Source organism: Oribacterium sp. (genome assembly GCF_057249185.1).
The window spans coordinates 1-9,833 of sequence record NZ_DBHIGR010000075.1 but is presented as its reverse complement, the minus strand read 5'-3'; the positions used below and the strand labels follow the sequence as shown (position 1 = coordinate 9,833).

Sequence of the window (9,833 nt, the reverse complement as noted above, 5' to 3'; positions counted from 1 at the left end):
TGCAATGGATGCTTTGGAGAAGGAAAGCTATGCCCTTCTGGATATGCTGGATAAGGGATACACGGAAGGGGAGATTGCTTCCTATCAACAGGGCTTTAATGCGGTAACCTCCGAGAACTTTGTATCCGCCCTTTCTGCAGTAGGAAAGCTTTCCGATGAACACTCTGAAGCGAAGATCCAGGAGGCCAAGGATATGCGGTCTAGGGAAAGCTTGCTTTTGGGCGTGGTCTTTGTCATCGTAATTCTTCTTTGTGTCTTTGCCTTTCTGAAGCTGCAAAAAGATATTACCGGACGAATCGGTACGGTTTCCAAGGCAATCAAAAGAATGCGCAGCGGTCATTTAAATATTGCTTTCAATAAGAAGTATATCGGCAGCGACGAGCTGGGAGAGATGGTGGACGACTTCTCTGCTTTGTCCGGGGAATTGAAGAAGATTATTACCGACATTTGTGCGGTTTTATTTGAGATGAGCAAAGGAAACTTTGCGGTACAGTCCATGGATGAAAATATGTATGTGGCGGATTATGCCAGCATTTTACAGTCCTATAGAGAAATCAACCAAAACTTGAAGAACGTTTTCGGCTCCATCAATCAGGTGGCAGCGGACGTAGAGTCCGGTTCCGAGCAGATTGCCAACGGTTCCGTGGCCCTTTCTCAGGGGGCTACAGAGCAGGCTTCCACTTTGGAGGAGTTAAGTGCCAGCATTTATGCGCTTTCCACAAGAATCAGTGCCCAGGCACAGAAGGCGGGCAATATAGAAAGCTATTTCGGAGAGGTTTCCGAGAAGATTTCCGATGAAAACCAGCAAATGGGCGAGATGCTCTTGGCTATGGAGGAAATCGAGGATAAGTCCAATCAGGTAGAGCGTATCATCAAGGCTATTGATGACATTGCTTTCCAGACCAATATCCTGGCATTAAATGCAGCCATTGAGGCGGCAAGAGCCGGGGTTTACGGTAAGGGCTTTGCCGTGGTAGCGGATGAGGTCAGAAACCTGGCAGGAAAGTCCGCAGATGCAGCGGCAGAGACCTCCGTTCTGATTGAGAGCACCATCAATGCGGTGAAGAAGGGTGTGAATATCGTGGACCACGCCGCAAAGACATTGGGAGACGTTATGGACGGCTCTGAGAAGAGTAAGGAAATGGTAAGCGAAATTGCCGGTTCCATGGTAACGGATGCGAAATCTATTTCTGAAGTAAGTAAGGGATTGGAAGAGGTTTCCAAGGTAGTACAGCAAAACAGTGCCACCTCCGAGGAAAGCTCCGCTTCCAGTCAGGATCTGAATGAGAATGCGGCTTCTCTGAAGGAGATGATTTCTCGCATTCGGGTTTAAAAGAAATAGTTAATTATGTAGAAATAAAAAGATATCTTCTATATAATAGTGGTATTGTTATAAGAATATACAGGCAAACTCCTCTTGGAAAAGAAGGGGAGCTTCCTCTTGGAAAAGAAGAGGAGTGTTTTTAAGGCTTTGAAAAAATAAGGAAAAGAAAAGCCTTTGGAGTTATCGTACGGAAAGAACAGGGGAAAAGGAGGAAAAGCCTTATTTTCCCTTGCTCTATTGGGAAAGGAGTGCGTATGGAAAAAAGAATGGCAAAAAAAGAATAGACAAATTTTCCCTGCTTTTTTGGGGGAGAATTTGTCTATTTTCATGAGTAAAAATGTAAAGGGCAAGCAGCTTTTTTATAAATTAAGTTTTTCCTTCCTTTTCATAAGAAAATGCGAAGATTTTCAGGGAAAAAAGGGAAAAACAGAGGCTTGTCATTACGGAAACAGTTTGTTATAGTACCATGGATTTAATATTAAAAAAATCGTAAATTCAGTTCTTATGCTTATTTATCCTTCTTGAGGAAAAATAAGATTTTCCGAAAGCCTCGGGAAGAGCTAAGAAGTGAATCCGCGTTTACTGTATTTAGGAGGAAAAAGGATGAACGTTTCAGATTTCATCAGTCCCTTATCATCTTGGAAGATTGGAAGTGTAGGGAGCATTGACCAGGGAACTCAGGCAGGAGGAACAGAAGGCGCAAGACTTTTTAAGGATGTGTTTCGTTCCGCCATTGACAATGTAAAGACCAGCCAGCTGGATGTGGAAAACAAACAGTATCTCCTGGCTACAGGACAATTATCCGATGCCCACAGCTTACCCATTGCGGAGGCGAAGGCGCAAATCAGCTTAGATTTATTGGTATCACTCAGAAACAAGGCGTTGGAAGGCTATAATGAATTGATGAAGATCAATTTATAAGGATCAGGAATAGGAGAGTTTGCAGGTGCAAAAGCTCAAGGAAATGTGGCAGAATCTGTCTGCTAAATCAAAAAAATTATTAGGCATCATTGCGGGAATTACCGTAGTGGTTATTGCCGTTGCCGTCTTCCTCTTGGCAAGAGGGCAGAAAACCGAATATCAGACCCTGTTCTCTTCCTTAAGTCAGGGAGAGGCTCAGCAGATTGTTTCTCTTTTGCAGGAACAGAATGTCCCCTATCTCTATGACGGAAAGTCCGGAGCCTTAAAGGTGCCCTCCGAGTCTGTGGATACCTTAAGAGCACAGCTTTTGTCCAAGGGCTACCCGAAGTCGGGATTTGCTTACGACATGTATATCGGAAACTCCGGTCTTATGACCACCGAGTCCGATAAAAAACAATATACCCTGTATGATTTACAGGATCGTTTGGGGGCGACCATTCGCCTCTTTGACGGGGTGCGGGACGCCAAGGTGACAATCGCCGAGGGTACGGACCAGACCTACGCTATTGAAGAGGACAATCCCGTACAGGCCAGTGCCAGTGTGGTGGTGACCATGGAGGAGGGGCAGAGTCTTTCCGAAAAGAATGCGGAAGCTATTAAAAACCTTATTGCAAGGTCGGTAAAGGGAATGAACTTTACCAATGTTTCCGTATTTGATGCGGGTACCATGGAAGAGGTGGCAGCAGACGCAGGAGACAGTGCCAGCGGCTCCGGAACCAGTATGGCAAATCTGACCACCACGGTGGAAAACAATATTGCCAACAATATTAAACGGGTTTTGGGAAAGATTTACGGAGGAGAAAACCTGGCGGTTTCCGTAAAGGGAACCCTGAATATGGCGAAGCTGATTCAGGAGAACACCCAGTACACCGTACCGGAAAAAACGGAAGCAACAGATAAAAGAGGCTTACTGAGCAATGAGGAGGTGGCCGGGGAAAATGCCGGAAACAGCGGAGAAAACGCTGCCGGTGTTGCCGGGGCGGATGCCAATGCGGACACCCCAAGATACACCACCCAAAACGGAACGGCTACGACTACGGATAATTATTCCAACTCCAGTGCTACCAGAGAGTGGCTTTACAATGTGCTAAAGGAGCAAAAAGAAATTGCTCCCGGTGTTTTGGAGGATGCTTCCGTGGCGATTGTCATCAATACGGATGACAACAGTATTCCGGAAAGCGATTTGATTAACCTGGTGGCGGATGCTGCGGGAATCAAGCGGGATGAGGCGGCGGATAAGATTACTATTCTTCGTTCTCTGAATAAGACCGCGGTACAACAGACTACAGAGGAGAAGAAGCCGGTAGAAGAGCCTAAGACTCTCCTGAACCAGTTCCCGTTGTGGGCACTGATCGGAGCGGCGGTATCCGCATTCTTACTGATTTTGATTCTGTTGATTTTGATTCTTCGTGGAAGAAAGAAGAAGAAGCTGAAGAAGTTGGCACAGGAAGAAATGGAAAATGCAGCAGCACTCAGTATAGAGCAGCCTACGGATGAAATTACACCGGTAGAGGAAGTTGATGAAGATGAGCTGACTGCTGAGGGCAAGATGGCTCACGGCATGAAGCTGAAGAAGAGTATCGGCGAATTTACGGATCAGAACCCGCAGGTAGTGGCAAAGCTTATTCAAAGCTGGATGAGAGAAGAGGAGCAAAACCTTGGCAGAAAACAGCACAGATCAACAAGAAAAACAAGCTAACCCCATCGATGAAAATCAGGACTTTGTCCCAAAGCTTACAGGAAAACAAAAAGCTGCCCTTGTGGTGGTGTCTTTGGGCTCCGATCGTGCCTCCCAGATCTACAAGTATTTGGGAGAGCATGATATCGAGGAGTTAACCTTTGAGGTGGCGAAAATGGGAAAAACCACCAACTCTATGGTGGAGACTACCTTGGATCAGTTCTATCGTCTTTGTCTTACCCATAAGATGATGACAGACGGCGGTATGGACTATGCCAAGGCGGTTTTGGAAAAGGCCTTCGGAGAGTCCGCGGCCAAATCCCTTTTGGACAGAGTTTCCCAGACCTTGGCTTCCAAGCCCTTTAACTTCTTTGCAAAGGGAGATCCCAAGGCCCTGTTATCCTTGCTTCAAAACGAGCGTCCTCAGGTTATCGCCCTGATTCTTTCCTATATGGAGTCTGAGCAGGCAGCCCAGATTTTGGAGAACCTGCAGGAGGCAAAGCGTATTCCTACGGTTATGGCTATGGCAAAGATGGACAGAGTTTCCCCGGAAGCCATTTCCATCGTGGAAGAGGAAATGAAGCGGAAGTTCGATACCATTATCACCAGTGAGGACAATATGAACCTGGGTGGTATTGACTTCGTAGCTGATGTGATGAACCACATTGACAGAAGTAACGAAAAGAAGATTTTCGACGAGTTGGATGTTACCGACCCGGATCTTTCCGCAGATATTAAGGATAAGATGTTCGTCTTCGAGGATATCCTTACCATGGACGATCGTTCTGTACAGAGATTTATCCGGGATTGTGACTCCAAGGATGTGGTATTCGCCTTGAAGACCGCAAATGAAGAGATGAAGCAGATTTTCTTCAACAACATGTCCAAGCGTATGGCGGAAACTGTTAAGAGTGATATGGAGAATTCCAGAAATGTCCGCTTGAAGGATGTGGAAGAGGCACAGCAGCGTATTGTTAACCTGATTCGTCTCTTAGAGGATAAGGGAGAGGTAATCATTAATAAGGGAGGCGATGAAGATAATGTTCTCGTCTAAAAAAGTGATTCGCTCGGCTAGCAATAGCCAGCTTTCCTCCTTTTTAGAGACCTTGGAAGAGCCTGAAGAGATTCAAGAGGAGGAAATGGAAGAATTTGCTTCCTCCGAAGATAAAGAAGAGGAGGAAGAGCCGGAAGATGCTCTTCCTCTTCCGGAAACAAAGGCAGAGGACCCCTACCATGAGACCTTGCTGCATTTGGCTTTGGAAAAAGCCCAGAGAATTATGGATGCGGCGGAAAAGGAAGCTAAGCTTTTAAAGGAAAAGGCGGAGGAAGAGGGCTATCAGGCCGGCTTTCAAAAGGGCTTAGAGGCAGGAAAGGCGGAGGCCGAGGAGAAGGTAATGGAAGAGCATGCGGAGGAAATGGAAAATTTCCGTATGGACATGAACCGGTGCCTTCGTATGGTAGAGGATGCGAAAACGGAGCGCCTTTACCGTTATATGGATGAATTAAAGGATGTGGCTATTGCGGTGGCGGAAAAGGTTATTTTGGTAAGCCTCCGTTCCTCCGGAGAAGTTATTCGAAGAATGATTTTAAAAGAGGCGGAGCGTATCAAGAAGACTGCATGGCTGAAAATACATATTGACCGTCTGGATTATGAAATGCTGGTGGAGACTGACGGAGATGTGGCCAATGAATTAAGCCAGATTTCCGACAACATCAAGTTTGTGATTGTGGAGAAGGAGGAACCGGGAAAACTGATTCTGGAAACTCCGGATGAGATTGTGGATGCCAGCATCGACACCCAGATGGAAAATTTAAGGGAGAGATTGGGACGATTGGATGCCCAAGAGAGTGAGTAAGGGATGTATGAAAATATTCTTTCCACGATCAAAAAGATGGATACCGTGGAGAATATCGGAAAAATCGAGAATATCGTAGGAATGTCTATGGAAGCCTCCGGTACCGGAAAGTCCAGTATCGGAGATATTTGCATGATTTATAGTGATGAGACGGAAAGCCAGGTGGCCGCGGAAGTCGTGGGCTTCAAGGGAGACCGGGTACAGCTTATGACCTATAAGACCTCTGTGGGCATCACATCAGGCGCCTTTGTACGGAATACAAGAAGGCGCCTTCGTGTTCCTGTGGGGGATTTTTTGAAGGGCAGAATCATTGATGCCCAGGGAAATCCCATGGATGGGGGGGAACCCTTTCCGGAGAGCGATTTCTATACCGTGAACAATTCCTATATGAACCCTTTGGATAGACCGCCTATTCGAGAGAGACTTCACTTCGGGATTAAGGCCATTGACGGCTTAAACACCGTAGGTAAAGGACAGCGTATCGGCATCTTCGCCGGATCCGGAGTGGGTAAGTCCACTCTGATGGGCATGATTGCCAGAAATGTTAAAACCGATATTAACGTCATCGCCCTTGTGGGAGAGCGTGGACGAGAAATTTTGGAATTCGTGGAAAAGGATATGGGAGAAGAGGGAATGAAGCGTACCGTACTGGTGGTGGCAACCTCCGACCAGCCTGCCATGCTTCGTTTAAAAGCCCCACTTGTGGCCACAACCATTGCGGAATATTTCCGGGACAGGGGCATGGATGTGCTTTTAATGATGGACTCCTTAACCCGTTTTGCCATGGCCCAAAGAGAAATTGGTCTGGCTACCGGAGAGCCTCCTATCGCAAGAGGCTATACTCCCTCGATTTATGCGGAGTTCCCCCGTTTACTGGAGCGGGCGGGCGCCTTTAAGAAGGGCTCCATCACCGGCGTATATACCGTGCTGGTGGAAGGAGACGACACCAACGAGCCCATTGCGGATACGGTTCGTGGTATTTTGGACGGACATATTGTGCTGTCCCGTGCTCTGGCTGCGGAAAACCATTATCCCGCTATCGATATCGGTATGAGTATCTCCCGATTGATGGCGGAGCTGGTATCTCAGGAGCACAAAAAATATGCCAGCAGAATGAGAAATACTCTGGGACTTTACCAAAAAAATGCGGATCTTATCGCCATCGGTGCTTATAAAAAGGGCACGGATCCCAAGCTGGATGAGGCGGTAGACAAGTATCCCGCCATCAATGATTTCTTGATGCAGGGAACGGGAGAAGCATTTTCTTACGAAGATACGGTTATGCAAATGAAGGAAATTACCGATATTGGATAAGGCAATTAAATTTTAAGATGCAGAAAGGCGGGAACCAAATTGAAAAAATTCAAGTACAGTTTGGAAACAGTCTATCAATTTAAGCTTCAAGTCTTAGACAAGGTGAAGGAAGAGTATGCCATCAAACAGCAGGAAGTTTTGAATCAGCAAAGTCTGATTAATCGCCTTCAGGAAGAGTTGTTTCACTACGAAGAGGAATTTGAGCGAGTGAAGCAGGAAGGCGCTTCCATTGAAACCATTATGATGTATGTCAATGGCATCGAGCGAATGGAAAAACGTATAGGGAAAGAGAAAGATGAGCTTATCCGACGTACCGTTATTGCCGAAGAAAAGAAGAGAGAGGTGATTAAGGCCAACGTAGACACCAATGCCTTCGAGAAACTTAAGGAGAAAAAACTTGAGGAGTATCGTATTCAAGGACAAAAGGCAGAGGAACAGTTTATCGAGGAATTCGTCTCTCACGCAATGAAGGCATAGGTACAGGAGAGTATATGGCAGAGATGACAATTCAAAAAAGTCAAGCCTTTCCCGTTGGAAAAGACTTAAACAAGGGGAAGTCTTCAGAGGACAGCAATAAAGCTTCCCTTGACTTTAATGCGTTTCTTCGCTCCTCCAAAGAGGATACGGTGAAGAATGAGGGAGACAGAAAAAGCAAATCCCAAGAAAACAGTGAGAACAAAACAGAAAAGAACAGTATAGAAAAAGACCCTAAGGAAGCAAAGCTTCAAAAGGGAGAGAAGAAGACAGAAAAGAAAGAGACAAAGACCGAGGAGAAGGACAGCTTACAGGGAGAAAAGGCGGCAAGCCTGGTTTCCGAAAAGCAGCTTCTTTTCCAAAAAGATCAGTTGATGGCAGACATCAAGATTGCGGTCGAGGAAGGTGCTGTTGAAGCGGTTTCCGACCTTACGGCAGCAGCTGAACCGGTATCCATTCCGCTTACAGAAGAAAGCGCGCTTGTTACCGTTCTTCCTGAAGGAAAGGAAGAAACTCCGGTCTTAGCGGAAAATGCGACAAAAAAGGATTTTTCCGATTTCTTACAGGAAGATTCCAAGGACGCAACAAAAACTAAGACTGTAGAGCTCAAAGAGGGAGCTTCCCTAGTGGAGGACAAGTCCCTTGTGGAAGCGCCTAAGGAGGAAAATCTTATTCCTTCTCAGCGTTTGGAAGAGAAGCTTTCTCAAAGAGCGGAAGAAAAGAAGTCCGGAAAAGAGGAAAAGCTTGGCTCTGTTTTGGAGCATACCGGACAACAGCTTTCCCTACAGGGAAGTCAGGAAAAGCTTTCAGAGCCGGTTAATGCACCGGTTCAGGAAGAAGCCGTGTTACATAGCTCTGAAGCAAAGCTTCCTGAGGATGTGGCGGAGTTCTTATCCAATAAGACGGAACTTCAGCATGGCGAAATCAAGATTGAGTTAGAACCCAGAAATCTTGGACAAATTACCGTAAAAGTCAACTATAGCGGCGGCAAGGCAAACATTGTCATTACCGCGGAAAATCCCAAGACCTTGCATCTTTTACAGACCGGTGCCGAGGATATGGGAAGAATCCTGGAGCAAAAAACAGGAGAACTCACCAAGATTGTGGTACAGGAGGAGCAGCATGCTCCGAGTTTCCATCAGCAGGGACAATCCAATTCCGAAAACAAAGAGGAAGCGGAGCGTCGTCAGAGGGAACAACAGGAACGCGCACAGCAGGACAATGCAGAAGGCTTCCTGCAAAGAATGCGTCTAGGACTAGCCCAATAAGGAGAAGATATGGCAGAAATTCAAGGTGTTTCTTCCGCAACCAGTCCCTATGAAAAGGCGACTTACAGCGCGAAGTCAAATGATAAAAATACATTATCCATCGAGAGCTACTTTAAGCTTTTGTCCGCCCAGCTTGCAAACCAGGACATGACCAGTCCTATGGACAACAGCGAGATGATGGCGCAGATGACACAGATGGCCATGGTACAAAGCTTAGGAACCATGACCACCAATATGAAGCAGGAAATGGCTTTGACCAAAACCAGCTATTTGGCAGGTTTAATCGGTAAAGAGGTTTCCGCAAAGGTTCCGGAGGCGGAGCAAAAAGCAAACCCCAATGCGCTTAAGGAAAAATCCGGCGTAATTGCTTCCGTAAACCTTACAGGAGATGAACCCAGCTTCCGTTTAGAGGGAGATGTGACAGACTATCCTTTGGAGAGTCTTTTAATGGTGCGTCAGGCAGGAACTGCAGCGGCTACTACCACCACCGGTTCGGCTGTAACAGCACCGGGCGCAAGTACAGGTACAACAGCAGCCGGTGCAAGTACAACAGCAACCGGCACTACAAGCTCCACAAGCGGCACAGCCGGCGCTTCCGCAGCAACAGCAGGAAGCCATGGGGCAATAGCGAGCCCTGCATCTGCTACAGCAGGCAGTGCTACAGCGGCACCTGCAGCTTCGACACCCGGCGCAAGTGCATCAGGAACAACAGGCAGTGCCTCTACAGCGAGCCCTGCAACAGGCAGCGCCTCTACAGCAAGCCCTGCAACAGGCAGCGCTTCGGCATCAAGCACAACAGGAACAGTATCTACAGCCGGAACAGCTACTACAGCAACAACAGGAACAGCAGCTGGCGCCAATCCGGCAGGAAGCTCCGTTCCCCCTGCTGTAGCATCAAGCAGCGCAAGCTCCTCAGAGTTTGGTCCCCATGTGGCCATCCTTGAAAGAGAAGCGGCAGCTCGCTCTGCAAGCAATTAAAATTAAAATTTAATTTTTAT

Annotated in this window: 9 protein-coding genes; all 9 read left to right on the top strand. The window is 47.0% G+C overall.

Annotated elements, in window-relative coordinates; genetic code table 11:
• The coding region (locus ACO4PX_RS05740; RefSeq protein WP_485571952.1) for a methyl-accepting chemotaxis protein at positions 1-1,333 on the top strand (1,333 nt) is incomplete at its 5' end.
• A gap of 594 nt (positions 1,334-1,927) precedes the next feature.
• The gene (gene fliE / locus ACO4PX_RS05735; RefSeq protein WP_183682848.1) at positions 1,928-2,245 is read left to right on the top strand and encodes a flagellar hook-basal body complex protein FliE; all 318 of its coding nucleotides are present in this window, start codon (positions 1,928-1,930) and stop codon (positions 2,243-2,245) included.
• 25 nt (positions 2,246-2,270) lie between these two features.
• Positions 2,271-3,944 carry a flagellar basal-body MS-ring/collar protein FliF gene (gene fliF / locus ACO4PX_RS05730; protein ID WP_485571951.1) on the top strand — a complete coding sequence of 558 codons (1,674 nt, stop codon included), beginning with the start codon at positions 2,271-2,273 and terminating at the stop codon, positions 3,942-3,944.
• Positions 3,904-4,977 (top strand): flagellar motor switch protein FliG, encoded by a 1,074-nt coding sequence (gene fliG / locus ACO4PX_RS05725; RefSeq protein WP_183682854.1) that lies wholly within the window; start codon positions 3,904-3,906, stop codon positions 4,975-4,977. Before fliF ends, fliG begins: the two co-directional genes overlap by 41 nt.
• Positions 4,964-5,779: a FliH/SctL family protein gene (locus ACO4PX_RS05720; RefSeq protein ID WP_304069779.1), complete on the top strand. Its 816-nt coding sequence runs from the start codon at positions 4,964-4,966 to the stop codon at positions 5,777-5,779. Before fliG ends, ACO4PX_RS05720 begins: the two co-directional genes overlap by 14 nt.
• A 3-nt stretch (positions 5,780-5,782) precedes the next feature.
• Complete coding sequence (locus tag ACO4PX_RS05715) at positions 5,783-7,093, top strand: FliI/YscN family ATPase (RefSeq protein WP_007156878.1); 1,311 nt, start codon at positions 5,783-5,785, stop codon at positions 7,091-7,093.
• 39 nt (positions 7,094-7,132) lie between these two features.
• Positions 7,133-7,570, top strand: a complete 438-nt coding sequence (gene fliJ / locus ACO4PX_RS05710) for a flagellar export protein FliJ (RefSeq protein ID WP_304069783.1) — start codon at positions 7,133-7,135, stop codon at positions 7,568-7,570.
• Positions 7,571-7,584: 14 nt separating this feature from the next.
• Positions 7,585-8,835, top strand: a complete 1,251-nt coding sequence (locus ACO4PX_RS05705) for a flagellar hook-length control protein FliK (protein ID WP_485571950.1) — start codon at positions 7,585-7,587, stop codon at positions 8,833-8,835.
• A gap of 9 nt (positions 8,836-8,844) precedes the next feature.
• A complete protein-coding gene (locus ACO4PX_RS05700) occupies positions 8,845-9,813 on the top strand; it encodes a flagellar hook capping FlgD N-terminal domain-containing protein (RefSeq protein ID WP_485571949.1) in 969 nt (322 codons plus the stop codon).
• Positions 9,814-9,833: the final 20 nt, after the last annotated feature.

Coding starts and splice junctions, on each gene's coding strand:
- fliE (WP_183682848.1), top strand. CDS start 1,928: ATGAACGTTTCAGATTTCATCAGTCCCTTATCATCTTGGAAGATTGGA.
- ACO4PX_RS05720 (WP_304069779.1), top strand. CDS start 4,964: ATGTTCTCGTCTAAAAAAGTGATTCGCTCGGCTAGCAATAGCCAGCTT.
- ACO4PX_RS05715 (WP_007156878.1), top strand. CDS start 5,783: ATGTATGAAAATATTCTTTCCACGATCAAAAAGATGGATACCGTGGAG.
- ACO4PX_RS05705 (WP_485571950.1), top strand. CDS start 7,585: ATGGCAGAGATGACAATTCAAAAAAGTCAAGCCTTTCCCGTTGGAAAA.
- ACO4PX_RS05700 (WP_485571949.1), top strand. CDS start 8,845: ATGGCAGAAATTCAAGGTGTTTCTTCCGCAACCAGTCCCTATGAAAAG.